Below are 26,761 nucleotides of genomic sequence, written 5' to 3' on the forward strand. Positions count from 1 at the left end.
CTAAGATCAATAGTGAACCTGAAGACTGAAATTAGTACCAATATGGCTAAATAACGTGATCTAAAAACACTTATTCGTTGCTAAAATTTGCACAAGATCGACTGTTTTCGGAAACATATTTAATGTTTCAAATGACATTTTTTTGAAAGGGAGCAGAGTTTCATTTCGCTAAATTGGATAAGCTCATCGAACGACGGGAATATTCGATGGACGGTGTGATGAGTGTAACTTTTAAAGATGTAGCGAAGCTGGCTGGCGTATCGACTCAAACAGTATCAAGGGTGACGAACGGCTCGCAAGATGTCGCAGAATCCACTCGAAACAAAGTGAATGCTGCGATAAAAAAGCTTGGATATGTGCCCAATAAAGGTGCTCAAATGCTCAGCCGCTCCAAGTCCACCAGCATAGGGTTAGTGACTCTCGACATGGCCTTACACGGCGCCGCAATGATCGCCAATGGTGTGCGAATGCAGGCTCACGATATGGGGTATGGCACCGCTTTTTCTGTGGTATCAGAACCAAATCTCACCAACACCCGCGAAGCCATTCGTGAACTGATCGCCCAACAGGTCGACAGCATCATTCTCAATGTGCCTTTAAAGAGTGCAGACGCCGAATTGCTGGTAGAACAATATCAACACTTAAACCTCATCTTCATTGATGTCCCTTCCAACAGCCAAGTTAACTATATATGCGGCGATCATGCCGAGGGCGCAAAGCTGGCGGCTCAACATCTTATTGAAAATGGTCGCAGTGAATACTTGTTGATCAGCGGGCCTAATGAGTCCAGTGCCTCACAAATCCGTCTTCAAAGTTGGTTGGGTGTGCTAGCAGACGCAAACTGTCAGATACAATTTCAACATCAAGGAAACTGGCAAGCAGAAAGTGGCTACCTTGGCATTCGAGACGCCGTCGCGAAACAAATCCGGTTTGATGCTGTGTTGGTCGCCAGTGATCAAATGGCATTAGGGGTTTTACGCGCTCTGCAAGAATTGCAGATTTCAGTCCCTGACAAGGTTGCGGTCGTCGGCTTTGATGGCATAGAAGACAGCGCATTCTTCAATCCGCCACTTACAACCATCAAACAAGATTTCACTAGAATAGGACAGCAAGCGGTGAGACTTGCAGAGAAGCTCAACGCCAACTCGCAAGATGCCTTGTTACAACATCATATCGAAACCACACTGCTTGCGAGAGAAAGTAGCCAGTCTAAGGTGACTGCCAGTTATGAAAAACAAGAGATCGAAACACTGCTGAAGAAGATTCAGAGCCTATTACCAGAATCCAACTGAAAGAAAAAAGCGCTAGGGGGAGCTAGCGCTTTTAAGACCAACTAAGTCCGTTTAGCCTGGTAGATTTTTAAGCTATATCATGAAGATATAACCAATTTTTTTACTTAGGTAAATCAAAAAGCCTATTCTTTACGACTGCTTTGAGTCGTAAATTAAGTATAGTCGGGTTGTGAAAAATGGAAGGAATTATTTCGTTTATTTTTGCTAAAGCGAATAAAGCTAAAGTAGCAAAGGAGCTTAAATGAACTAACCTTTAATCATGATAGGAAATCTTGATGAGGGGTTACATGGATCCAGAGACGACAACCGCTAAACCCATTCCTCAAAAAGATAAATCAAGCTTGTTATCATCTTTACTTTATGAATTCAGAAGAAACAAACTGATTTTGTACTATGTTGCATTCACAACTCCGGTAACACTGATTGTAAATTATTTCGTGCCTCACGAAGTTCGGTACAACATCTATACCTACTTAGAGATTTTGGCGACAGTCTGCTATGTCACCTTTATATTATGGGCAACATACTACTACTGCTACCTGTTGTTTAATCGAGAAAAAAGACCCACAAAACAATTTATCAAGAAAATCAGAACACTGTTGTTCCCGATATCAAAGCCGATCTATTTTGTTCTGTTGATGCTCGTTTTGAATATCTCGTTCTCTAGCTACACCTTCCTAAAATCGGTAATCCCTTACCTTAATCCATACTTTTTAGATCTCGATTTCTACAATCTAGATAAATGGCTGCACTTTGGCATTTCACCTTGGGAAATTACCCACTTTTTCCTGCCTAATGCGATAGCTTCACTCGCCATCAATATCTTGTATAACTTATGGTTTTTTATCATGTGGGGGATGCTACTTTACTTTGTTATTCACCGTAAAGATGACCAACTTCGTAACCAGTTTTTGCTCACCTTCTTGAGCTCGTGGTTTATCATTGGCAACATTATGGCGACCCTTCTTTCATCGGCTGGACCTGTTTATATTAGCTACTTCAATGACCAAGATTTGTATCTCTCTTTGATGCAAAGATTAGACATGCAGAGCGCAGAACTCACTGAGCGTGGTTTGTTTTCTTTGTGGGCTCTCAGCACTCAAGATGCCTTATGGGCAAGTTATGAAGGAGGTATTGGGGATATAGGGACTGGAATATCAGCCATGCCCAGTATGCACGTAACAATATCTGTGCTGATAGCGATGGCATCATTCAGACTAAATAAGAAACTCGGTTACACAGCATGGCTGTACGCCTTCTTTATTCAAATTGGCTCTGTTCATCTAGCCTGGCATTACGCCATCGATGGCTATGTCGGCACTCTATTTGTTGTTATCCTCTGGCACTTGATCGGTTACTTACTCAGAAAGAACTCAGCCCCAATCAGCCTTCAGCAATGACAACCTCTACCGCTTGGGTAATTACTTTCCTCAAGTGCGTGTTTTTATCGTCTAATTGCTTTCCTTTGCGATAAACAAGCTGTATATCGAAATCAGGAACATCTATAGGAGGCGGAACCGCTATCAATGAGCTGTCAACATTAGGGTCTGTTCGGGCGACCAATTTAGGCACAATACACAGCAACTTCCTGCCACTTATCAGTCGTTTTACCGTCAAAAAATTACTCGATGCAATCGCCACTTTTCTCGTATAACCAAGTTCAGCTAATTTAAGGTCTACGCCCGTTTTTAGAGAACCATTAGGGGAAACTAATGCATGCTCGACAGACACAAATGTCTCTAGCGACATCGGTAGCTCAACACCAAGCACTGAGCTATCAAGTAAGCAAACATGCTGCTCGGTGTAGAGTTGCTCGATACCAAACAGCTTAGGCACCTCTCCAAAACTACCTATCGAGATATCAAGCTTTGCCTCTTCAAATATTTGTTGATAGTTGCTTCGATTAACGTTAAAAAATGCGACTTGAGAGTTTGGTGAAGCTTCTTTGATCAAATCGAATATCATTGGGCCAAACATCTGCTCTGCGTAATCCGTCAGCCCTATTTTCCAACTACCTTTGAAACTCTCGGTCTCAAAATGTTTAGATAACAGAACTTCAGACTGGATGGTATTCAGTAGCGTGTCCACGGTGCTTGATAGTTCAATGGCTCGATCGGTCGCCTCCATCTTGCTACCTACACGCTCAAACAAAGGGTCATCAAACAACTTTCGTAGCCTTTGTAAGCTATGGCTCATCGCAGATTGGCTAACATAACAACGCTCGGCAGCCTTACTCACGCTATTCGTTTTATACAAAGCCTGCAGTGCAATCAACAAGTTAAGGTCGATCCCTTTCCAATTAAAATCAGCCATACCAAGCAACCCATTTCATTCATGTTCATAATTAAAATAATTAATTTGAATCATAGTCTAACTCCACCTACATTACGCTAAATATTTATCTGGAATCGATCATGCTTTCAATTTTTAAAACCTTTTTTTGGCTTGGCTGGATTAGCTTTGGTGGACCAGCTGCACACATTGGCTACTTCCGTAAAACCTTTGTTGAGAAACTGAATTGGTTGTCCGACGAAGAATACGGGCAGATTGTCGCTCTTAGTCAATTTCTACCGGGCCCAGGTTCAAGTCAGGTTGGCTTTGCGGTTGGCTACAAGAAAGGTGGATTAACAGGTGCTATTGCTGCATTTGTCGGCTTCACTTCCCCATCTGTGATTCTGATGTTGATATTGGCGTTAGTGAGCAACCAACTATTGGAAGCACCACTTTTCAATTCAATCATTCACGGGCTTAAGTTGTTAGCGGTAGTGGTTGTAGCTGATGCAACCTTTGGTATGTACAAGAACTTTTGCCAATCGAAGATAGCGACCGCTTTATGTGTGATCACCGCGATTGTTCTACTACTGATTCCAGGCATCTGGCCTCAAGTTTTAGTGCTTCTATTTGCAGCGATGGTTGGTAGTAAGTTCTTGACGTCTCAAGAGCTAAAAACGACACCTTCAACACAAAAAATATCGGTAACGCCTCTCGTGATTTTTGTTGGGTTATTGGTTGGTCTACCTCTATTCAGTGCTTACTCTCAAGGTATTGAAGTGTTTGGCCTATTCTACCAAGCAGGTAGCTTAGTATTCGGTGGCGGCCATGTGGTACTCCCATTGCTACAAAATGGTATTGGCGACCAACTATCGCAAGATGCCTTCCTAACAGGTTATGCAGCAGCACAGGCAGTACCAGGGCCTATGTTTACACTCGCGACTTACTTAGGTTATGTATTGATGCCGTCAGCACCGATCACAGGCGCACTGTTAGCGACGATTGCTGTGTTCTTACCGGGCTTCTTATTACTACTAGGTGTACTGAAAAACTGGCAAGCAATTGCGAGCAAACCTCTGGTTGCTGGCGCTCTTACTGGTGTGAATGCGGCAGTTGTAGGTCTACTACTTGCAGCCCTGTATCAACCTATCTTCACAAGTGCAGTGAGCAGCGGCATAGACTTCGCTCTGATAATTATCGGTGTGTGGTTATTGAAAACCCTGAAGTTACCTATTGTAGGGCTTGTCGGATTATTCATGGTCTTTGGCGCAATGACAGGTTTAGCAGTCTAAAGATTTATAGTAAGAAGTGAGCGAGTCGCTTGCTTCTTACTTCTTTTCAGAACTAGAATCAGGCTTAATCCCGTGAAAATTAAAGAATAAATTGCAGTCAATAAGAGGCACAAAACTCATCGGCCAAAATGATTTTTGATGTTCAGGAAGATAGTACCTTAAGAACGCAATTAGATTATTACATGGATTTACATGCTCTCTTGCCATTATATAATCGTAATTCCAACCTTTTGCCAGACCTTGCTTCCTCGTCGTACAGTACCGACCAATCTTCCATGCTACTCCAGGATCAGTAGGAATCAGAATCGAAAGAGTCCCTCCGGGCTTTAACACTCTTAACCACTCTTTGATAACTAAATGGGGCTCATACAAATGTTCCAATATATGAGTTGCAATCACTCGATCAAAGCTATTATTTTCAAAGTTTAATTGCCTAGCATTGGTCACATCGAAAGTAAGTTTATCGTAAGAGTTGATATGATTGAGCTGCTTTTGGGCCAACTCAAGTGCCGCAGCATCACCATCACTTACAATATATTCATCAAAAGTGTGCTTAACATGCAGTAAGTGTTCACCCGTTCCGGATCCCACTTCTAATACTCTCGAAAAGTGTTCACTTTCACCAAATGGCTTTTCACACGCTACATGGCCAGCTCTCATCACATAACCCGTTGTATTTCCGCTGTAAACCCGCTCATCATATTCGTCACTGAATCGAGATAAATAGTTGAGCCATTCTTTATCTTCGTCCTTGCTTATTCTCATACCAGAACCCTATTTTGATAGCTTGTGATCGTGACTTCTTAATATTGAGAGGATTCTCATCTCTCTTCTACCTCGTGACACGTTGTCGAGTATCAAGCCACAAAAGAAAGACATCACCGCAATAAGTGCAATTGAGCTAGACAGAATAGCAGTAGGTACTCTTTCAACTAACCCTGTATCGATAAAATCTAGGATAACGGGAATCCCTAATCCTAATGAAATAAAACAAAGCAACACTGACAACACACCGAAGAAAAACATCGGCTTTACGTCTCTTAATAAGAACAAAATAAAGTTAAGGATTTTAATACCATCACTCAATGTATTCAGCTTGCTAGCAGTGCCTTCAGGTCTTGAATGATACTTAGTTGGAACTTCTTTGATTGACATATTATGGTGCAACGCGTGTACGGTTAATTCCGTTTCAATTTGAAAGCCATCACTAAAAATTGGAACTGTTTTAACAAACCTACGACTCATAACTCGATAGCCCGAAAATACATCACTCAATTGAGCGCCGAACCCTCGGTTGATAAGTGTCGAGAACATCTTATTACCGAAAATATGTCCTTTGGGGTAAGCCCCTGAAGAACGCTCTCGGCTACCGATGATCATATCGAGCTGTTCAGTTACGAGCTGATCGATCAATGTGGGGCATATTGACGCATCGTAGGTATCGTCACCATCTGCCATAATGTAAATGTCAGCATCAATATCCGAAAACATCCTCCTCACAACTTCGCCTTTACCTTGACGAGATTCATGACGAACAATGGCACCAGCCTGTAACGCCTCCTTGACCGTCCCATCAGTAGAATTATTATCGTACACATAAATAGTTGCGCTGGGTAAAGCCAATTGAAAATCTGCCACAGTTTTTCCAACAGCCCCAGCTTCGTTAAAGCACGGGAGTAACACTGCAATGGTTTGTTCTTTCATGTACTCCCCCTAACTCGAAATACTCGGTAACCGCTTTCGATGTTGTCGTGCACAACCTCCAACCAAGTCGGCGTATCTGAGCTGTACAGCTTATTGATCAATGCCTCCTCGCTAGCCGAGTCCTTTAAAATCAACAAATGCGGATCATTGCCAATAACAATGATATCGATGCTTTTCTCTATGATTTTCCGTTCGGCTAAGCTCAGATCTTCCTCTAGCATCACCTCAATAAGAAATTGGTTCCCTACAATATTTCGATGGTAAGGAGCAGCAATAATTCGATTATCCGTTTTTGCTAACACTGGAGCCCCCGTTTCAATCCCTGAAAGTATGGTGTGCGAATTTATATCGTTATCTTTTAACACCTTATGAATCTTCAGCGATTGCTCCTTTTGATCAAGGGTAGTTGTAATTTCTTCGGTTGGCGACAACGCGAGAATGACAAAGGCGACCGCTAGTGGTGCTCCAGAAGTAATAACCGTTGCTTTTATGATGGAGGAACGGATGTAATCAGCTAACTGAAGAATCACGTATGCTTGCAGGGGAGCAGCTAGCACGAAACACAACCTCATGACTCTAATCTGCCAAAAGATCGCAAGGGCTAAATTGAACATAAAGATGAGATACAAAATTGTGCAGTGGTGATTTTTACGCTTAAAAAGTGGATACAAAGTGGCAGGAATCACGAGCAAAGCGTAATTCTCTATCGAGAAAAAACCATGACTTGCGACATATCTAACGACCGATTTCGCTTCTGTCACTTGGTCTAACCAATAGACTTTAAGTATTGGAGGGTAATCAATTAACAACGCACTGCTGAGTGATGGATAAAGCACTGCCACTGGGATTAAAAATAGAACAGCTAGAAATACGAACAGAAAAACCTTTTGCAGTAGACTGTTATCTTCATTCATAAACCGATGATAAACATTAACGAAAAGCCAGCCACAGAAGAAAAGGATGATGAGAACAAATGATATTTCGTCGTACTTAAAAACGAAAAACTCATCGTAAGGCCGATTTAATAAAACCGCACAAATCCCAAACAGAGCGGAACTCGCATACAACTTAGAGATATAGCCAAACCACTCATGGCGAACAAGACCGTAATACACGGTGTAAATCGCGAAAAAAAACATGAATAGCAAAACATTATCAAGCCCCGTCCATAAAGATAGAGACAGCGAGATAGATTGCGCATACACACGCCACGCATGGCGCAACTGCTCATGATTCAATGGCGTTAAAGCTAGAAATAGGACCGCGAAGATCAGCTGAATATTATGATGATCAATAGAACCGGGTAAAAAATGGATAATTGAAGGCGAAGAAATCGCAAACATCATACTAATAAAGCGATACTTGGCACCGAAGAGGTGGTCAGCTAGGTAAAAGCATGACAGCGAAAAAAGTAGCAAGTAAAGCAGAGGGACAAGAGAAATGGATATTGTATAAGCAAGATTATCATCGACGATAAACAACAATGGAAAAGCTACGAGCGATAAGATTAAATCAGGAAAGCGAGACCAATGAATAACAATGCCATCAGCGGCATTAAAATTATTCATTGGCTCTAGGTACCAATGTCCAGTTGCCATCCAATCCTGAAATTGAACGAAACGCATATAGTCGTCATTGTCATTCAGCTTAAGAGCTGAAACACTCTCCCACTTGTAAATAAAGATAACTGTGGCACAAACTAGCCAAATGACAGAGATAACAATGATATCTTTATTAAAACTCTCACTTTTAGGCGACATGAATATCCTTTTCACTGAGCCAAAATTTAAACGACTATTGCTCCATCTCTCTCACTTCCGCTAGTGCTCTGTTTAAGTTTTCGTTCGCAACTCTGTAATACGATGGTTTCTTGTCTATTGCTTGCTGAAGGTAAGGAACGGCTTCATCCGGCTTACCTTGTAATATTAGGAAATACCCAACATTATTCAACGCTTCCGGTGTGTCCATGTGCCTCATGAACACGTTAGTTGCCTTCTTAATATCGCCAGAGGCTAAATAAATAAGCGCCAGATTATTCTGAGCTTTTTCATTATTCGGCTCTAACTCTAAAGCTGAGCGCGTGTACTGATACGCTTCCTTATAATTACCGTACATGTAATGAGAGTAGCCCATATTCAACAAAGCTTTGACTGAACTTTTGTCTATCGTCAGCGATTTTTTAAAGTACTCTTGTGCGATCTGATGCTTTCCGTCAACATCTTCCAATACACCAATTCCCATGTAAGCCAATGCTGGGGACATGCTGTCTACCTTCAAACTGGCCACTTCACTTTGGCTCAACGCTTGGTAGTTTTGGATAGTTTCACTGCTTTTTAAACGAACTTGGTCTGAATTTATCGCTTTAAAGAAATAGCTTCGACCTTCATCTGTACGACGTTGTTTGGTGTATAGAACACCTAACTGTTCCAGTACTTCAGTGTGGGCAGGGTTAAAATCTAGCGCTGCTAGGTAAGCTTTCTCGGCCAACGCATAATTACCGCGAGACGAATGTATTTGGCCAATAGTGAATAAGGTTTTATCGTGAAACTCTTTTTCAGGGAAGGACAAAGAGCGTATATATTCATATAAGGCCAAGTCTATATTGTTGTCTCGCAGAGCAATGTCACCGCGCATAATTGCTTCTTTTTCATTTAGCGGTGGATCATCACTAGTTAAAGAATCGATTGGTTTACCAGAATACAATTCTGCATCAAATTGATTGGTCGGCTCATCCGAAGAAGCACAACCAAGTAGCAAAATTGGCAATAGTAGAAGAATAAACTTGTTGTATAGCATCATAAACTTGCTCCCGGCGCACTTAATGCGTCCATTACGATCAAGAGTCCAGGGCCAAGTGCGACAATGAAAAAACAAGGCCAAATAAATATCAACATGGGGAATAACATTTTAGTCGGTATTTTCGCCGCGATTTCTTCAGCGGCTTGCTGACGCTTATCTCTAAAATCTTCAGTATAGTCACGGAGCGTTTGCGCTAAGCTTCCGCCCATTCTCGATGCATGAGAAAGCAAAGAAACCAAACCTTCCAACTCGACTAAACCGGTTCGTTCGATAAGCTGCCTAAGCGCATCAGGCATGGTGACACCCGCTTGGATTTTAGCAAACACAGTCTCTAGTTCATCCGCAAGCTCCGGCTGAGAGACATAGAGCTCAGATGCGACACGGCCAAGGGCTGCATTAAAACCAAGCCCAGACTCAGTACACACAACAAGAAGATCAAGCGCATCAGGGACACCATTTCTTATTTTTTTCTGACGCTCTTTTTGTAACTTGTTCAGAACAATATTTGGCGTGAATGTTCCGAGAAAAACACAAGTCATGATGAGCAAATTATTGTAATCTCCGCCCAACGATATGTAATAGACCATAAAAGCAGCGACGATACCTATTAAGCTAGATAAAACCTTCAACGCATAGAAAACTGATAATGAACTCTTCTCATGGAACCCAGCATGCATCAGCTTTTCTGAGTAAGTTTCATTATCCTTTTTGTTACCTTTACTTAAAAAAGGGCTTAATGATTCAAGCGTATTTGAGAAATCATAGGGTTTGCGGCCACCGACACTTCCCTCTTCAGATATTTGTCTAAGCTTCTTGTCTAAAGGAGATCGAGCACCTAAAAACAGAAACCCAACAGTCAATGTTAACAAGACAGTAGTGAGCAAAATCATCGCATAAATAACTACCTGAGAGCTGATCCCAAACTCTTCTAACATCTGCTTCCAGACTTCAATATTGAGTAGTTCCATAAGTTAAATCTCTATGCTGATGATCTTTTTAATCCACAAGGCCCCGATGGCCAAAAGAACAATACCGACACTGACCATCGATAAACCGCGTGGGTCTTTATAAAGTGGCTCGATATACTCTGGGCTAGCTACCCTCAATGCGAAAAACAAACCAAAAGGCGATAACGTTAATATCCATGCTGATAAACGACTTTCAGCAGAGAGTGTTTTTACCTTCCTTTCCAGTTTGAAACGCGCTCTAAGTACTTCTGATACCTTTTGCAGGTTCTCAGATAAGTTACCCCCGGTCTCTTTTTGCAACATTACGGCACTAGAAAAAGCCAACATTGATACGGTGGGTACTCGCTCTGTCATCTGTAAAATCGCTAAACGTAAGTCATAACCATAATTCAGTAAGTTATAGGTGTTCTTAAACTCGGTACCGATTGGGTCAGGAAGCTCTTCGCCAACCTCATTAAATGATTGAACGAGCGGTTGCCCTGCTTGTAAGGCACGTCGAATAATATCCAACGCCTCAGGAAGTTGTTCTTCAAATCGAGCCATTCGGTAAGTCACTCGATTTTGTACAAATAGATAGGCGATAACCCAAACAAAAATGAACGCCCCCAGACTGATGAACCATACTTGGTTGGTCATTATCGATATTAATGAGAGCAGCACAGCGCAAAGAGAAATAATCAGTAAGAATCGGCTTAATGCCACTTTCATACCTGCAAGTTCCAACATTTTTTTCAAGCCCGCGAAAAAAGAGATGACGATGAGCTTACGGTCCAGCGGGGAAAGTTCTTTGTTATAGTGTTCTTTGAGTAATGACAAACTCTCTGCATCGATATTACGTTGCGTCTCTTTCAAGCGGCGAGACAGCTCTTTATGCTTCGCTTTCTTACCTGCAGCAGGTAACAACAACGCTTGGGAAATAAAAAGTACTGCGATAAACAATAGACCTAATGAAACGCTTACATTGTCCATAATCTCTCCTTAACCTTTGGTCTCACTAAAGAGCTCGAAAGGCAGATCGAGTCCACGTTTGACTAACTGGTCGTGGTATTGAGGCACAACCCCCGTTGCAGTGAAATAACCGATAATATTGCCATCTTCATCAATACCTTTACGCTGAAAACGGAATATTTCAGACATCGTAATCACTTCACCTTCCATGCCGTTGATCTCTTGGATACTCACCATACGACGCTTACCATCTTCTTGGCGTTCCATTTGAACAACAAGGTGGATAGCCGAAGCTATTTGAGCTCGTAAGTTTTTGGTTGATATGTTCCACCCAGCCATCGAGAACATGTTTTCGACACGACTCAAGGCATCACGAGGGGTATTCGCATGAATGGTAGCAAGTGAGCCGTCATGGCCCGTGTTCATCGCAGCCAGCATATCAACGGCTTCGCTACCACGAACCTCACCAACCACGATTCGGTCGGGCCGCATACGCAGGGTATTTTTTACGAGTTCTCGCTGGCTAATTTCTCCCTTCCCTTCTAGGTTAGCAGGGCGGGTTTCTAAGCGAATTACATGAGGTTGTTGAAGTTGTAATTCCGCCGAGTCTTCTATGGTAATAATTCGTTGATCTCGAGGAATAAAGCCAGAAAAGATGTTAAGTGTTGTCGTTTTACCAGAGCCAGTCCCTCCGGAGATTAAGATATTTAATTCACCTTTAACCGCAGCTTCGACAAACTTAGCCATCTGAGGAGACACTGAGTTATAGTCAATCAAGTTATCCATAGTCAAACGGTCAACAGCAAAGCGACGGATAGAAACGGAAGGGCCATCAAGTGCGAGAGGCGGGATAATTGCGTTAACACGTGAACCATCAACTAAGCGCGCATCTACCATAGGTGACGCTTCATCTATGCGACGGCCAACCTGACTGACGATACGGTCAATAATGTTTCTTAAATGGCGATCATCAAGAAAAGTATAGGGTGTTTTTTCAAGTTTACCTCTTCGCTCCACGTAAACACTTTTAGGGCCGTTGACCAATATATCCGATACAGTTTGATCAGCTAATAAGGGCTCCAACGGACCAAGGCCAAAAACTTCATCTTCTATCTGTTTGATGACCCGCTTACGACCTTCTGCGCTGAGTGCATGACTACCATCATCAGCCATCAACTGAACGATAGCTTCATGCAAATCTAGCTTGGCGCGCTCTTTCTCCAAGCTAGAAAGTAACCCTAAGTCTAACGTTTCAAGCAACTGCTTGTGAAAGAAGTGTTTGATTGATAATTCTTGCTCCAGTACTTTTCGAGCTTCATCGATCGCTTTCTCCTTTTCAACACTCGCTTCTGTCCGAGAGTTACTGGACGTCTCAACACTTGATAAACGTTCAACAGGATTGGCATCTTCTGAATCATGCGAAATCTGTTCTACTTTTTTTTCAAACTCTGGATTTACATTTTTTCGTTTAAAGAACATCACAATCCCTCGTGTTTACTTTTCATCAACCCATTATGAAAACAACTTTTTCAGCCACCCTTTCTCTTCCTGCTCCGGTGGTGAAAGAACATGAGATAAGTCGATGATAGAGCGAGTAATAGAGCTTTTTTTTCTCGACTGAACTAACGGCTGCCCCAAGTTGGCACTCTCTAGCGCGACTTTAAAATCATTTGGCATAAGGTGTATGTCGTGGTTACCCACTGCTTGCTCAATGTCTTTCAACTTAATTGAATGTCGCTTTTCATAACGGTTGAGAATGACCTCTATTGAGTCACTTTGTAAGCCGTACTCAAACTTCAGAGATTTAATTAGTCGGCTTGTGTTTTTTACTGACACTAAGCTCTGTTGCAAAACCAAAAGTACTTTAGTCGCGGGTGATATTGCTGATGCAAATACGTGATCTAAGCCTCTAGACAGGTCAATGATCACATAAGGGTAGAAACGACGCAGAATTGGAAGTAATCTGCCAATTTTCTGAGCCTGTTCGAAATCATCTGCGTTATTTTCATGCTTAAAGCTTAGAACATGGAGACCCGATTCGTGTTTATTTACCAATGACCCCAAAGACATTTCATCCAAATCATTAGAACTGTTGATCGCATCCGAAACACTATAAGTAGGGGTTATGTTCAAATAATCAGGTATCACGCCAAATTGAAGATCGATATCGAGTAAAAGCACTTCGTTAGGATGTTGCGTGGCCATTTCAATGGCAGTATTTAACGCTAAGGTGGTTGCTCCCATCCCTCCCTTGGTGTTCAAAAACAAGATAAACTCTCCGTAACTGGAGTTCTCAAGCTTTTCAGAGGCCGTTTTCTTCAAGAGTGGCAGTAGGTCTGATAGGGTCACATTGTGAGACAAAAAATCTGAAGCTCCTAAACGCAGTGCGATTTTTAGTGACCCATTATCACTTTCATCACCGAGCACAACTAAAGACAAGTCCTTGTCTTCTAAAGACAAATCATACCCTTGCAACTCAACCATTTTTTGCGCCCAATTCCCGTGAGCTTCAACGAAAATAAGCTCTGGAACATCCGCACTTTTTAAGTACTCTTCACTCATTGCCGCAAGAGAAAACGACGTCACATGAACATTTCGGCATTTTTTTAGCTCTTGACTCATATGCGAGTGAAAGCCGTCAGTACTATGGACTAACCAAACCTTTAGATTCGTTCTTAAACGAGTCATATCCTTATCGTTTTCATTCGGCGTTATTTTGATCGCTTCCCCCATACATTTATCTCCTTTTAAACAACCGCTTATGGGCATCTATTCCATATATTAGGGCTAGTTTCAGTTTGAGGCCTCACCACTCCCAAACTTTCTGCTGGTAGTATTGTTTCAAACGCAGGGGCTGCAAGAAATCCATTATTTCCTAGAAAGCTTAGGTTACTGATTAACTGAATGCCATAGCCCGTAGCCCTAGCACGCACAAATTTAATATCACCAAAGTTCGCTTCAAAATCAGAAGCAATCTCTCCCCCGCTCGCGTCTAAGTAAGCCACTTCTAAGTTCGCATTAGTAAACCCAACAAGAGGAATATCATCCACCACCATTCCGGCAATATTATCTCTATCTAAGACGTAACAGACCGTCGCTAACCTAGCAGCCTTCCTAGTCGCCTCACTGACCATTTGCAGCGAAAATATATAGGCACCCAACGCTAAAATGAGAAAGAGCAGTAGAAAAATTAATGATGAGACCAAAGTGAACTCAATAATGGCCAGCCCTTTGGTTCGTCTTTTAAGCCTTATCATCACAGCACCCTCATCACGGAAGTCACACTTAATGGAACAGCAAAACTCTCGTTCGAAAAAGGAATAGACAAGAAGAGTGGAACATAATCATACGTCACACTAACTCGTACATAACTGTCTCCTGAAGGGGGGGTTACAGTCACATCCGATACCGTCAGTGAAGATAATACAGCTGTTCCTGCGCTGTTCTGACCATAGACCACGACATTCTGAATTTCAGACGTCGGTGCGATGGTTCCACCAATGGTTCCATACACTTCACTAACCGCATAACGAGCGCCATTTTGCACTGACTTCGATATCACATTGTAGTGAACAAGAATATTGCCAAGCTCTAGAACTAAGACTAGAAAAAACAGTAAAACGGGAGTCGCAATGACCATCTCTACGGCAGCAAATCCCTGTTGAAATTGATTAGATTGCTTCATGATCAAGATTCCCCACTATCGGGGTCCTTATACAGAACAATCTTATAAGTCCCTTCTGTTGTCGACGTTGTACTACCTGACCCACCAGCAACACTGCAAGAGTGGATAAACTCACCAAAAACGGCGGGTGTACCTGAGTTGTTAGTTGGTGCTTTTTGCAACAAGAAAAAACAGCCAATCTTGTGCACGGTAAAGTCAGTTGCACCACCACTTTTACCAGAGCAATCCACCATAGGAATTGGCAAAATACGACGCCAAGCGACACCATTAGATGCACACCCAGAACCACCGTTTGCTATGCAGGCGTTGGTATCTGACTCATATTGAGCATAGGTATAACTTCCGTCAGAATCGATCTCTCCCGTACCGGCATCAATCGTTATTTCATTGGTAGGTTCTGTAGTTACATAATCTGAAGGGTAATCGGATGCCGATAAGCCACCGCCATAATCTCCAAAACGAGTATTCAAACCATCGCCTGTAGGACCAACCGTACCACCTGGTTTGGTTGTGATATCTTCACCAATTTTGATTGGTTGTTCATAACTACCACCTAAACCTTCTTTAACTGTTTTACCACCAGAGCCGAAATCCAATAGGTGATAATTACCATTACCCATTTCAGATAGTTTGTTATCCCCTACTTTAAGAGCATGAACGGTGCCGACTTCATAGCCAAATACATTAACTATCTCTTCACCTGTCACATCGTGATAGCCATCTTCTGGATCAATATCGTTATCCGAAGTGCCATCACCAATACACACACCAATGGGTACAACGTTATTAACTACATCTTGACCTGAGCTGGGGCCAGCAACGGCACTTGCTGATACTGCCTTATCAAGGCCAAACATATGAATGAAAAACTCATCCATCTCTAGTGCATCTACGCGAACTCGCACATAAACATCTTCATTTGCACCGAACGTCGCCGTGCCAGTAAAATCCTGTGGGTCATTCGAATAATCAATGCTTATAGAAGCGGTCGAGAAATCAATTTCTTGGTTCCCTGTTGAAGCCGCCATGGCATTGAGTGCCGTACCAACTTCTGCGTCTACAGCATCTTTATCTTTACTATTGTCTAATATGGTTGCGGCAGCCAACGCTGCAGAATCGACTGCATTTTGTAAGCGCGTTTTATTTACAACCATATGGTTTATGTCTATAGCTAGCGCTGAGACAGCTAGAAAAACCAGCAAGGCAGCGGTAATCATCACCGCAACTAAGCCTTGTTGTTTTTTAGGGCTTTGTGATACTCGATACAACATATGAGTACCTCCAGATTTAGTTAAAATCTTCTAAGATCTGGCTACTACTTCCGGACAGATCATTTTCACCTCTGCCAACATATCTGTCGTAACCAGTCTGCATCCGCTCCCCTGTACCATCAGGTACTTCGAGTAAATTCTCTTGGGTCGCATTAGGGTTATACGTTTGCTCTGTTTTCACTAGTGCTACCGAGTGCCCTAAACGAGCATCGTTCGCACAGCCAACCAATAACATTGTGAGAAAGATCATCATTATTTTAGTCATATCTATCCCCTTATAAATCATGCCCAAATGAGCCTTCGCTACCACCATCGGTCGGTGATATATCCTGTGAAGCTTGAGATTGTTCTGAATCAGATTCAGACGGTTCAGCGATGTAAGCGCTTCTGCCTAACAAGTAATATTCCAAATCATTAGGATCAACAAAGGCATCAGTTGGTAACGTCACTTTCGTTCGGTCAATAGGTTTAGCGAGTCGAGGAGTAACAAGAATAACGAGCTCTGTTTCACCAGATACATACTCTTGGCTATTGAAAAGCTGACCTAAAATCGGCACATCGCCAAAACCGGGCATCTTGTTACTGATGTCCCTAACATTCTCACTCAACAACCCCGCAATACCGATGGTTTGACCGTCGGCTAACTCAAGCGTCGACGATGCACTTCTTCGGGTAATAGGAGGGATAAAGTAAGTCGCATTGGTGGTACCAGGATCAATCGTTAACGAGCTACTATTGGCAATCTCACTCACATCAACCGCTAAGTTTAGGTTGATTTTTTTGTCACTGAGTACCGTGGGGATGAACTTTAAACCTACACCATATTCTTTATATTCAATGGTAATACCATCTTCGTCAGGCACCGGAATGGGAAATTCTCCCCCCGCTAAAAACTCAGCCTTTGAACCGCTTAGCGCGGTTAAGTTCGGTTCAGCCAAGACTTTTGCCACACCATTTTGTTTTGCTACGTCCAATGCGAAAGTAAACAATGTATTACTATCAATGAAAGAACCTAAAATACCGTAATCAGTAGAGGTAGGAATATTGAAAATAGGGGTTGCACCTAACACACCGGCAGGGACTGAAGACGCCCCCCAAGAAAAGTCAGATCCACTGGTTTGGAAGAAATGGAAGTTCGCATCAAACTTTCTTACCAAGCTTCTTTGAACCTCAGCAACCGTTACCTCTAACATCACCTGCTGAGCCCCTCCGATCGACATCAAATTAATAACACCTGTCGCTGCAGCTTGTTCACTTCCACTTTCTTTTGATGCGTCAGCAGCCTGCCCTGACGAATAGGTTTCTGCGATTCGCATCGCCACATTCATTTGTTGTTGGTTACTGACCTGACCGCTCAATAATAGACGGTTCTGCGCACTGTGCACTTCGATAGTTTCATCAGGAAGGAACTCATATAATTTAGCTTTGAGGCTATTAAGATCATGAGTAACCTCAATGTTAATAGACTCAATCAACCGACCTCGAGAGTCCCAAGCCATTAGGTTTGTCGCACCTAATTTTTTACCAATTAAAAACACTTCATTTGATTTTAAAATTACAATATCTAAAACTTCAGGATCACCAAGAGAAACCTTCGCCGCTTTTCCCGACAGCACGACATGCGTAGATTTATGATGTGGAACCGTGACTGTTTTTCCCGTTTGTAACGCCGCTACACTGGCCGTCGAAATACAAATCAGGCTCAAAACACACGCAATTAATATTCTCATATTTCACCTCAATCCTTGACGCGCACATTAGATGTTTCTGTACCTTTGATAATGGTGACACTCGGTCTAGGCACATATCGACGAACCACTTTTTTCTCAACTTCATGTGGGTTTCTCAAAGTCAGCTGAATATCGCCTTTGCTTTTAGCCGTGAGAAGTTTCTCTGCCTCTTTCGGCGTCATCTCAAGTGTTACCGCTCGTACAATAATCGGACTGTTTTCTTTCGTTTTAGCCGTTTGGTCGACAGCCAAAACCTTAATGTCTTTTAATACTGTTTGAGTCGCTGCAGAGTTTTTTCCGTAAGAAACCGTATTAAGAATATCAACCTTGTTACCCGGCAATAAGAAACCCGCCACACCAATAACATCATCAACACGTATCGTTACCGCACGTTTATTTTCAGGGATAAGAGCTGCAAGCGTTGACCCTTCTCCTGGTACAGTAAATCGTAACTTGTGAAGCACCTCTCCCGCATAGACAGTATTCGCAACAACCTTGCCAATCAGCTCTGCTTTATCCGAATAGTTATTTTCATTAATCCAATCAACTTCCATCAATCTGGTGGTTAAAAACTGATCCTCGATAATAGTTCCGGCTTCAATTTCTTGTGATGCGACAACAACGGGGTGACGCTCGACCGTTTCAACTTCAACGGTTGGCTGAACTTGATCATCCATCCACTGCTTAGCAAAAAATACAGCCGCTAAGCCGAATACTACGGACAGTAAAAACAGTAGGAAAACTTGACTCTTATTCATTATTCTCTTCCTCGTGTCCATCAGAGGTAAAATAAACTTCCCATGCCATGGAAAGAATATCGAATGTGATAACAGGTGGGAGTTGCTCAAACGAAAGAATGTCTTTGCTTATACCAACGAGATCTTTCGGTAAACATGGGAAAAGTGGCACTTTTAGAAGCGTGTGCATTTGAGACAAACGCTCAAAAAAACCGTCTTGAAGCTCTACCTCTTTATCAGCAACGACACTCATCCATAAAGCTTCATAATCTCGCTGATTAAGTGGCTTGAATTCAATCTTGTAACCCAAACGACGTAAAAAGGCAGGATCGCTTATTTTCTTGGGGTTTAGATTGGTAGAAAAGGCAAGAGTTAATACAAATGGCATCGTTATCTGCTGACCATTAGGCAGCGACAAATAGTCGAAGGAATACTCCATCGGTACAATCCAACGATTAAGAAGCGCATCCACCGGCATGGGCTGACGACCAAGGTCATCAATGATAAAGATCCCATTATTTGCCATCATTTGAACTGGTGCTAACCAGACTCGACTATTTTCTGAATGATTCACTTCAAGCATATCCATAGTAAGCTCACCACCCACCTGAATATTCGGTCTCTCACAGTTAAGCCAACGCTTGTCGTACTGATCTTTGAGGGAAATGCTTTGATCGCTGCCGTTACTATCCAACGGTTTATGATGTTGCGCCGAGAACACCTTGATAATGTTACCTAATGCATAGACTGCATAAGGAATAAATACAGAGGTGTGCAAAGCATTCACAATACGGCTCGCGACAAAGGTTTTACCAGTACCAGCGTGCCCATATAACAACAAAGCACGTCCAGAATTGATTGCAGGCCCTAGCACTGAAATCATTTTGTCGACACCATATACATCATCCAGAGCAGCTTCGACATGTGGTCTAGTGACTAGCTCTACTCTCAGGTCTTGCTGTTTGACCACATCACTGTATTGGTCAAGCGAAACTGGCGCGGGCCCTAAATAAGCATCACGTTTAAAGGCAAGATCAGCTTCTTCAAGTCCTTTCTCAGAAAGGGAGTAACGGACATGACTATGGGAGACTGATGAAAGAGAAAGGTCTGAAGTAGGTTGAAACACCTCAATTAATGACTTCTTCCTCAAAACGGCTAGAGCACTTTCCACTATATGGGTAACAACACACAAATAATTAGAAAGCTCTAACACATCCGATTTAGGATAAGCAGACAAATGCTTGAGTACGAGGTTTTCAATAACAACTTCAGGAACACCCAACATATCAAGAGATGTTGGCACAGTAGGGGCTGAAATTTGAGGTTTCAAAGTTGTTGGAGCAGTACGCCCTATAATATCCATATATTATTCCTCTCCATAAAGCTAACCAACAACAGGTTTAAGTAAAGTAGCTATACATCGCCAATCCCATAACAACAGAGGGTGCAAAAGGCATCGTCACCTTATTTGAATACCTAGCATGAAAACTCGCGCTTTTATCTATTACAGGGGCGACTCCACCAAGCGCGATCAACTTGTTTTCAAAATAACCTTTAACAGTGAAATTACTTGAATTGGCAAAGTTATATAGCAGGTAGAAAGTCCCGATCACTCCAGCAGAAAGTAAGATAAAGTACGACGCATCAAGTAATTGTCCCCACCCGAGATACATACCCACAATACCTAATAGCTTCACATCTCCTGCTGACATAGCTCTTACGAAATATAAGAGTAATCCAAAACAAAAAAACACCAAGAATCCAACTAAGGACATTAAAAAAACATCAAAGCTGTAATTGCGGTTAAACATTGACAAAAAGTACACGAACAAAAACAGTATCAATATTTTGTTTGGTATACGATGTTTCTCAACATCGTATACCGAAACTGCAATTAACAACGCCCAAAAAACTGAAGGCTCATTAATCATAAATAAAATTCACACACTCGATATGATACTCTGGAATTTACTAAGTAAGGCCGCTGCCATCCCAGAAAAAACGAATCCAACAGCGAGGACAAGTGAGGCAGCACCGATCACATACTCAATAGTTGTCAGTCCTTTTTGTTGTCCAATCCTTTTCTTATCCATTACGCTATGAACTACGAGGTAGTGCCGACATCGGCAACGATAGTATTCAATTTGGTTGCTAAAGTGCTGCCCAAACCAGAAAACACCGTTGTTAAACCTAATACCAATAAAGCTGCACCGATTACATACTCGATTACAGTCAACCCTTCTTCATCTTTCATGAACTCTTTACAATTATTCAAAAACTTATCCATGATAACCTCTCCTTGATTTGTGTATCAGGCTTTGTTTACCTGTAAACTAAATCTAGAGGTGAGAGATATATTAGGTTAGGATTTTCTTGCCATTTACTTGCACTTTTTTGTGGTACTTCTAATCTAATTATTATGCATCTTAATTTATCTATTTTTAAACGCTAATTTTAATATGAAATAGAGTTGGTATTTATATGAAAGTAGTAACACCTTTATTATCAGATAAAGACAGTGAATTTAATTCTGTTATTATCAATAAAATAAATCACTACTTCTCCATTGAAAATTATAAGCAAGATATATCTATAATCAGTAACTTAGATGTCAGAATGGTATTTTTTATCTTGAATAGACCGGATAAACTTCAACTACTTACAATGGCATTATCTATTTGTGAAAACTTGAACAAGCGAATAGTCATTATTTGCTCGGACCAGTTACCTAATATCGTTCGAAATCATAAGAATATATTTTTCATTATCGAAACAAACAGTAATCATCTGACCAGTACATTCGAAGAACTTAAGCGTAAAACACAGCATATCTTCGAACCTCACTTCGATTTCGACAGAGACATAAATAACAACAATCAACTGCCTACCAAATTGTTTACTTCTGAGGTTGTTAACTATGTTATGGATAACATAAACAAAGAAATCAGAGAAACGGAGATCGCCGAGAAGTGCCATTGTTCAACAACCTACTTTTCGAAAAAGTTTCATCTACACTTTGGGGTAAGCTTTAGAGACTTTGTTTGTGATAAAAGAGTTCTACTAGCTAAAAAATTGATTGAGGCGGATACCGAGTCAAAAATTGCTGTAATTGCCTATCAATGTGGATACAAGGATGTGTCGTATTTTTCGAGAATTTTTAAGAAAAGGACAGGTGTAACCCCAGCAAGTTACAGACGTGCCTGCACAGATAACAGAAAACGCTAATTTTACTCCCTAAAAGAAAAAATCATGGTACATTTAACATGATTTTAACAAAAATAACCAAAAATAACTTAGCGAAAAACATGGAGTTAGACAATGATTCAGCCTAACGAGTTTAGCCAAGAACAAGCAACAGCTCTCCCTACACCCAATGACATGATTTTAAAATGGGCAGAAGAACGTCCAGATGAAGTCTATTTGAAACAGATTATTAACCGCCAATTTGTCGAATTTACTTATAAAGAAGTAGCCGACAAAGCACTGAAACTGGCGTCAGCATTAGAAGGACTCGGAGCCCAACCTGGCGATCGAGTCGCTCTCGTATCAAAAAACTGTGCAGAGTGGTTCATCTGCGACCTTGCCATGATGTTAGGAGATTTTGTCAGCGTCCCAATCTTTCCAACAGCTGGTGCAGACACCATCCAATACTGTATTGAGCACAGTGAAAGTAAAATAGTGATTGCAGGTAAGCTAGATGATCCGGCTGCTACCCAAAAGGTATTGGATGACAATCCGAACTTGATCAGCATCTCTCTACCATACGATACGGCTGCCAAATGCCAACACACATTTGAACAGCTGATCGATACGCATGAACCATCCACCAAACGTCCTCAACATCACGACGACAAGCTAATGTCATTAGTGTATACATCCGGCACCTCTGGATTACCAAAAGGGGCAATGCTTACATACGGCGCCTTTACATGGTCAGTTCAAAGACTGATTGACCATATTGGTATCCAACCCGGCGATCGCCTGTTTTCTTACCTACCACTTGCTCATATTACAGAACGCGTTTACATCTTTGGTTCTTCAGTCATGGGTGGCGTGGTCACGGCTTTCCCTGAGTCTTTAGACACGTTTATTGATGATGTGAAAATGCATCGTCCTACTCTGTTTATTTCAGTTCCTCGTTTATGGACGCTGTTCCAGCAGCGAATCCAAGACAAGTTGCCACAGAAGAAACTGAACTTCTTATTGAAGATTCCGTTTATCAACAACATCATTAAGAAGAAGCTTGCTGATGGTTTAGGGTTAGACCAAGCTCGTGTTCTCGGCTGTGGTTCTGCACCTGTATCACCCGCTCTACTCGCATGGTATGAGAGTGTTGGCCTGCACATTACCGAGGCATGGGGCATGACAGAGTCTTTCGCCTACAGCACACTCAACTACCCATTCAGAGCTGACAAGATTGGTACGGTTGGTAATGCAGGCCCGGGTATCGAACTCAAAATAGCTGAAGATGAAGAGATTCTAGTTCGAGGCAAAGGCTTATTCTCTGGTTACTACAAGAATGATATTGCAACCCAAGAGTCTTTTAACTCGGATGGTTGGCTTCATACCGGTGATATCGGTGATATCGATAGTGAAGGTTACCTAACGATTCGTGGGCGTAAGAAAGATACCTTTAAAACCGCTAAAGGTAAGTTTGTTGCACCTGTACCAATCGAAAACAAACTGTTTGAGTACAGCCGCGTAGAAATGATGTGTTTGATAGGTCTAGGCCTACCAGGACCTATCCTACTTGTGGTACCGCATGACTTCCCTAATTTCGATAGAGCTCGCTATGAGAAAACGACAAAGCGCGTTATCGAGAAAATGAACGAGCAGCTCGGTTCACATGAGAAGATCAAAGGTGTATTGATGATTAAGGAACCATGGAGCATTGAGAATGGCGTGTTAACCCCGACTCTCAAAATCAAGCGACATATCCTTGAGCAGAAATACCATGAAGTCGGTCATAACTGGCCGAAAGATAAATTGGTGGTTTGGGAAGAATAATCAAAATCGAGAGGGAGCCATTATGGCTCCTTTTTTGTAAGCTCACATTATAAGTACTTAGTATAATCCGCAGCATCACTACTCTCGTAATCTAAGCCGACATCCTTTCTCATTCTATGACTTAACGATTCCAAGCAAACAAATTGTCTAGATTTGGTCGCCTTCCTCGCCTTAGTATTATCATTGATTTTAAGTACCTGAGTAACAAATATACCGACCCAACAGGTTATTGCTTTCATGTTCTCTCTCTTGTATTCCCTGTTTATTTATCGCTATTATGAAAACAACCTGTTCGATAATCGAACAACCATTATTAACAAAAACTATAAGCTGAGATTATGGACAATAGACTGCGTCACCTTTCAGGTCTCCGTTACTTTGAAGTTGCGGCTCGCTTGAGCAATTACAGCAAAGCGGCTGAAGAGCTGTTCGTCACTCAAGCAGCCGTCAGCCAGAAGATTCGACAGTTAGAAGAACAGGTTGGATGTAAGCTCTTTATTCGTAAGGGGCGTGCAATGACTTTGACGCATGAAGGGCACACACTTTTTAGACATGTCTCTGATGGATTTCAAGAGGTTCTGCTGGGGTTAAACAAGATCCAATCAGAACCTATTCAAGGGCTACTTGTTGTTAGAAGTCCCCCTTCTTTTGCTTCTCGTTGGTTACTGCCTAGGCTGTGGAAGTTCTCGGTAAAGCACCCAGAAATCCCAATTAAGGTGCTCACAGGGTCTGATACCCCAAATTTAAAACATGGTGAGATTGATGTGGCTATTCTGCAGGGCGAAGATCTGTGTGTTGAAGAAGGCTTGACTCTAGAGGTGCTAATCAACGAACCGGTTTACCCTTTTTGTTCCCCTGAACTCGCAAACTCTTTGAACTTCACATCACCTGAACAACTCCTCAGATGTTGGTTGATTCAGTTTGATAGCGGTTGTTTCCCGTGGGAGGAATGGTTTAGGCAAGCAAACATATCAACTCAAAGCAGTACCATTCAGTGGATGGAAGTCGGTACCTTTGATATGGGGTTAACCACGGTCATGGCAGGACATGGAGTTTGCTTGGCAACAGACAGCTTAGCTGGTGACTTCATCGAACGCGGCTTGCTAGTGAAGCCCTTTGATATAGGCATGACACCTGGGGTTCAAGTCAACCTATGCTTTGATCCTAACTCCCCGAGAGAAGAGCGTATTACCGCGTTCACCAATTGGTTGCACGAAGAAGTAAACGAGCTATTGGAAAGTTAAATCTCATCTCCCACTTCTTTATATAAACCATAAACCTAACTCAACATAGAACGGTAACGTAAACCTCCCGACACCGACAAAACTATGTTGAGTTAAAGCAACGTCGAGTTAAAAGCTATGTTGCCTCGAATCACTCCCAAAATGACTTCTTCAGTTCTTTCTCGACTTGTTCCGACGTAATACCGATATCTCTCAGTAAATAATCGGGTAGCTCAGACAGTTGCTTTCTGGTTCTACGATTTTGAAAGTACAGGCTTAATTTAGAATAGAATTTCTTAATTGATAATGATGACAAAAATGAATGGTTGGTATTTGCTGTTGCTGTGATCGTATTCATAGCCTTTCCCCTGTTGATCTTTTGCTTTGTTATGGTTAATAATCGACCAACAGAGCAACATCGACAAACGATAGATACTGGCATTCAGTTAAGGAAAACTAATGTGAGAGAACGCCCCCCACCATTCCAAGGGATCTACTATTTTTATACTGCGGCTGAAACTGGCAGTTTTAAACTCGCCGCAGAAAAGCTATTTGTTACTGCTGCCGCGGTGAGTCAACAAATTCGCCAACTTGAAGAGTGGTTAGGCGCAGATCTGTTTATTCGCCAACACCGAAAAATAGTATTAACCCATGAAGGCGAAGTACTGTACCTGCAAGCGAAGAAAGGCTTTGCCCATATTCAAGATGGGGTGAGACGCATCAACCAAGATCCTAACCCGACTCAGCTGTCGATCTCTACCGTACCTTCCTTTGCTCAGCATTGGCTCGTACCGAGAATAGGCGACTTTCGCGATCGCCACCCTGATCTATCCATGTTAATTGAGCCGACCAATAAGCTAGTCACATTTGAAGATTCTAATGTCGATATCTGTGTTCGATATGGTCATGGAGACTACCCAAACATCGAATCACGCTGGTTGATGGACGAGGTCATTTACCCGGTTTGTCACCCTATCTATCAAGAGAAACACGGTATCTATGACATCGACGATCTGCATAAAGCGGAACTGATTGAAGACCGTTGGCCTGATATGGATTGGAATCTCTGGTTACAAGTCGCAGGAGTAAAAGCTGGCCGCACATCATTGCAATTTGATGGCTCTCATTTTGTGTTAGAAGGTGCACTATCCGTTCAAGGTGTCGCGCTTGTTAAGCACAGCTTGGTATACCGCTATTTACAAGAAAAGAAATTGGTGCGAATCGGAAACATCGCGCTGAAGCCTAAATACAATTACTTTTTGTGTGCGCCTCCGGGTTACTTTCATCGAGCAAAGATAAAACGTTTCGAAGAATGGATGCAGGCTCAGGTTAAATTATTTGGTGATACAGGTAGAGAAGAGCTTTCGATTATCCACACCGATTACGAACTCAAATGGTCAGATAATTCATAAGGCGAAACTGGTATACTTAGCTCAAATAAATGGCGAGAACATCTCATGACACAAGACAATAATCCACTTCACGGTATCACTCTACAGAAGCTACTGACTGAATTGGTTGAACATTACGGTTGGGAAGAGTTGAGTTACATGGTAAACATCAACTGCTTTAAAAAAGACCCGAGCATTAAATCGAGCTTAAAATTTTTGCGTAAAACAGATTGGGCTCGCACCAAGGTAGAGCAGATTTACATCGACTTAAAGCGTTAGTCTCTCCCTGCTTTATCAGTCCCGTGTTGATTAAATACGGGACAACCCCTGTGTCTACTTTTTAGGGACCATATCACATCTCGCATCTCTCGCATCTCTCGCATCTCTCGCATCTCTCGCATCTCTCGCATCTCTCGCATCTCTCGCATCTCTCGCATCTCTCG

27 protein-coding genes are annotated in these 26,761 nt (G+C 42.1%); 8 read left to right on the forward strand and 19 right to left on the reverse strand.

Translation table 11 applies throughout. From position 1 onward, the window contains the following. The first annotated feature begins 218 nt into the window (after nt 1-218). Nucleotides 219-1,292 carry a LacI family DNA-binding transcriptional regulator gene (locus MSG35_RS15275; RefSeq protein WP_248384467.1) on the forward strand — a complete coding sequence of 358 codons (1,074 nt, stop codon included), beginning with the start codon at nt 219-221 and terminating at the stop codon, nt 1,290-1,292. A 275-nt stretch (nt 1,293-1,567) separates the two neighbouring features. Continuing rightward, complete coding sequence (locus tag MSG35_RS15280; RefSeq protein ID WP_172379943.1) at nt 1,568-2,692, forward strand: phosphatase PAP2 family protein; 1,125 nt, start codon at nt 1,568-1,570, stop codon at nt 2,690-2,692. On the opposite strand, the gene MSG35_RS15285 is transcribed toward MSG35_RS15280, so the two are convergent. Continuing rightward, nucleotides 2,676-3,605, reverse strand: coding sequence for a LysR family transcriptional regulator (locus MSG35_RS15285; RefSeq protein ID WP_248384468.1), 930 nt, complete (start codon nt 3,603-3,605; stop codon nt 2,676-2,678). The genes MSG35_RS15280 and MSG35_RS15285 overlap by 17 nt on opposite strands. A 101-nt stretch (nt 3,606-3,706) precedes the next feature. Between MSG35_RS15285 and chrA the strand changes: the two genes are divergently transcribed. Next, nucleotides 3,707-4,855 (forward strand): chromate efflux transporter, encoded by a 1,149-nt coding sequence (chrA, locus tag MSG35_RS15290; protein WP_122082198.1) that lies wholly within the window; start codon nt 3,707-3,709, stop codon nt 4,853-4,855. Between the two features lie 36 nt (nt 4,856-4,891). On the opposite strand, the gene MSG35_RS15295 is transcribed toward chrA, so the two are convergent. The 17 genes from MSG35_RS15295 to MSG35_RS15375 form a co-directional block, all read right to left on the reverse strand. Next, nucleotides 4,892-5,620 carry a class I SAM-dependent methyltransferase gene (locus MSG35_RS15295; RefSeq protein WP_122082197.1) on the reverse strand — a complete coding sequence of 243 codons (729 nt, stop codon included), beginning with the start codon at nt 5,618-5,620 and terminating at the stop codon, nt 4,892-4,894. 9 nt (nt 5,621-5,629) lie between these two features. Next, entirely contained in the window at nt 5,630-6,559 is a 930-nt protein-coding gene (locus MSG35_RS15300) for a glycosyltransferase family 2 protein (protein ID WP_050652455.1), read from the reverse strand. Continuing rightward, on the reverse strand, nt 6,556-8,319 hold the full coding sequence (locus MSG35_RS15305; RefSeq protein ID WP_122082196.1) for a hypothetical protein: 1,764 nt from the start codon (nt 8,317-8,319) through the stop codon (nt 6,556-6,558). Before MSG35_RS15305 ends, MSG35_RS15300 begins: the two co-directional genes overlap by 4 nt. 34 nt (nt 8,320-8,353) lie before the next feature. Further along, complete coding sequence (locus MSG35_RS15310; protein ID WP_122082195.1) at nt 8,354-9,358, reverse strand: tetratricopeptide repeat protein; 1,005 nt, start codon at nt 9,356-9,358, stop codon at nt 8,354-8,356. Next, nucleotides 9,355-10,326, reverse strand: a complete 972-nt coding sequence (locus MSG35_RS15315; RefSeq protein ID WP_248384469.1) for a type II secretion system F family protein — start codon at nt 10,324-10,326, stop codon at nt 9,355-9,357. Before MSG35_RS15315 ends, MSG35_RS15310 begins: the two co-directional genes overlap by 4 nt. Nucleotides 10,327-10,329: 3 nt before the next feature. Then, complete coding sequence (locus MSG35_RS15320) at nt 10,330-11,295, reverse strand: type II secretion system F family protein (RefSeq protein ID WP_048605607.1); 966 nt, start codon at nt 11,293-11,295, stop codon at nt 10,330-10,332. A gap of 9 nt (nt 11,296-11,304) precedes the next feature. Continuing rightward, the gene (locus MSG35_RS15325; RefSeq protein WP_122082194.1) at nt 11,305-12,753 is read right to left on the reverse strand and encodes a CpaF family protein; all 1,449 of its coding nucleotides are present in this window, start codon (nt 12,751-12,753) and stop codon (nt 11,305-11,307) included. Nucleotides 12,754-12,786: 33 nt separating this feature from the next. Beyond that, a complete protein-coding gene (locus MSG35_RS15330) occupies nt 12,787-14,007 on the reverse strand; it encodes an AAA family ATPase (protein WP_122082193.1) in 1,221 nt (406 codons plus the stop codon). A 26-nt stretch (nt 14,008-14,033) separates the two neighbouring features. After that, a complete protein-coding gene (locus tag MSG35_RS15335; protein ID WP_248384470.1) occupies nt 14,034-14,531 on the reverse strand; it encodes a TadE/TadG family type IV pilus assembly protein in 498 nt (165 codons plus the stop codon). Continuing rightward, on the reverse strand, nt 14,531-14,959 hold the full coding sequence (locus MSG35_RS15340) for a TadE/TadG family type IV pilus assembly protein (protein WP_248384471.1): 429 nt from the start codon (nt 14,957-14,959) through the stop codon (nt 14,531-14,533). Before MSG35_RS15340 ends, MSG35_RS15335 begins: the two co-directional genes overlap by 1 nt. A gap of 2 nt (nt 14,960-14,961) precedes the next feature. Then, entirely contained in the window at nt 14,962-16,230 is a 1,269-nt protein-coding gene (locus MSG35_RS15345; RefSeq protein ID WP_248384472.1) for a TadE/TadG family type IV pilus assembly protein, read from the reverse strand. A gap of 16 nt (nt 16,231-16,246) precedes the next feature. Further along, a complete protein-coding gene (locus tag MSG35_RS15350) occupies nt 16,247-16,543 on the reverse strand; it encodes a hypothetical protein (protein WP_170930205.1) in 297 nt (98 codons plus the stop codon). After that, the gene (locus MSG35_RS15355; protein ID WP_048605622.1) at nt 16,506-17,960 is read right to left on the reverse strand and encodes a type II and III secretion system protein family protein; all 1,455 of its coding nucleotides are present in this window, start codon (nt 17,958-17,960) and stop codon (nt 16,506-16,508) included. Before MSG35_RS15355 ends, MSG35_RS15350 begins: the two co-directional genes overlap by 38 nt. Nucleotides 17,961-17,968: 8 nt before the next feature. Continuing rightward, nucleotides 17,969-18,718 (reverse strand): Flp pilus assembly protein CpaB, encoded by a 750-nt coding sequence (gene cpaB, locus MSG35_RS15360; RefSeq protein ID WP_048605624.1) that lies wholly within the window; start codon nt 18,716-18,718, stop codon nt 17,969-17,971. Then, nucleotides 18,711-20,060 carry an ATPase AAA gene (locus MSG35_RS15365; RefSeq protein ID WP_048605625.1) on the reverse strand — a complete coding sequence of 450 codons (1,350 nt, stop codon included), beginning with the start codon at nt 20,058-20,060 and terminating at the stop codon, nt 18,711-18,713. The genes cpaB and MSG35_RS15365 overlap by 8 nt, the downstream gene beginning before the upstream one ends. A 37-nt stretch (nt 20,061-20,097) precedes the next feature. Beyond that, the gene (locus MSG35_RS15370; RefSeq protein WP_248384473.1) at nt 20,098-20,628 is read right to left on the reverse strand and encodes an A24 family peptidase; all 531 of its coding nucleotides are present in this window, start codon (nt 20,626-20,628) and stop codon (nt 20,098-20,100) included. A 173-nt stretch (nt 20,629-20,801) separates the two neighbouring features. Beyond that, on the reverse strand, nt 20,802-20,984 hold the full coding sequence (locus MSG35_RS15375) for a Flp family type IVb pilin (RefSeq protein WP_248384474.1): 183 nt from the start codon (nt 20,982-20,984) through the stop codon (nt 20,802-20,804). 194 nt (nt 20,985-21,178) lie between these two features. On the opposite strand from MSG35_RS15375, the gene MSG35_RS15380 reads away from it, so the two are divergent. The 3 genes from MSG35_RS15380 to MSG35_RS15390 all read left to right on the forward strand — a co-directional run bounded on the left by MSG35_RS15380 (nt 21,179) and on the right by MSG35_RS15390 (nt 24,948). Next, nucleotides 21,179-21,922 carry an AraC family transcriptional regulator gene (locus MSG35_RS15380; protein WP_248384475.1) on the forward strand — a complete coding sequence of 248 codons (744 nt, stop codon included), beginning with the start codon at nt 21,179-21,181 and terminating at the stop codon, nt 21,920-21,922. A 93-nt stretch (nt 21,923-22,015) separates the two neighbouring features. Beyond that, nucleotides 22,016-23,704: an AMP-binding protein gene (locus MSG35_RS15385; RefSeq protein ID WP_248384476.1), complete on the forward strand. Its 1,689-nt coding sequence runs from the start codon at nt 22,016-22,018 to the stop codon at nt 23,702-23,704. A gap of 338 nt (nt 23,705-24,042) precedes the next feature. Beyond that, on the forward strand, nt 24,043-24,948 hold the full coding sequence (locus tag MSG35_RS15390) for a LysR substrate-binding domain-containing protein (protein WP_248384477.1): 906 nt from the start codon (nt 24,043-24,045) through the stop codon (nt 24,946-24,948). A gap of 130 nt (nt 24,949-25,078) precedes the next feature. On the opposite strand, the gene MSG35_RS15395 is transcribed toward MSG35_RS15390, so the two are convergent. Then, the gene (locus MSG35_RS15395) at nt 25,079-25,285 is read right to left on the reverse strand and encodes a DUF1127 domain-containing protein (protein WP_017063291.1); all 207 of its coding nucleotides are present in this window, start codon (nt 25,283-25,285) and stop codon (nt 25,079-25,081) included. Between the two features lie 103 nt (nt 25,286-25,388). Between MSG35_RS15395 and MSG35_RS15400 the strand changes: the two genes are divergently transcribed. Together MSG35_RS15400 and MSG35_RS15405 are read left to right on the forward strand one after the other, a co-directional pair. Beyond that, nucleotides 25,389-26,339, forward strand: coding sequence for a LysR substrate-binding domain-containing protein (locus MSG35_RS15400; RefSeq protein WP_248384478.1), 951 nt, complete (start codon nt 25,389-25,391; stop codon nt 26,337-26,339). A gap of 45 nt (nt 26,340-26,384) precedes the next feature. Continuing rightward, entirely contained in the window at nt 26,385-26,597 is a 213-nt protein-coding gene (locus MSG35_RS15405; RefSeq protein WP_012604684.1) for a VF530 family protein, read from the forward strand. Nucleotides 26,598-26,761 lie beyond the last annotated feature (164 nt).

This window comes from Vibrio sp. 1CM23M (assembly GCF_023161755.1).
GTDB lineage: Bacteria > Pseudomonadota > Gammaproteobacteria > Enterobacterales > Vibrionaceae > Vibrio > Vibrio coralliirubri.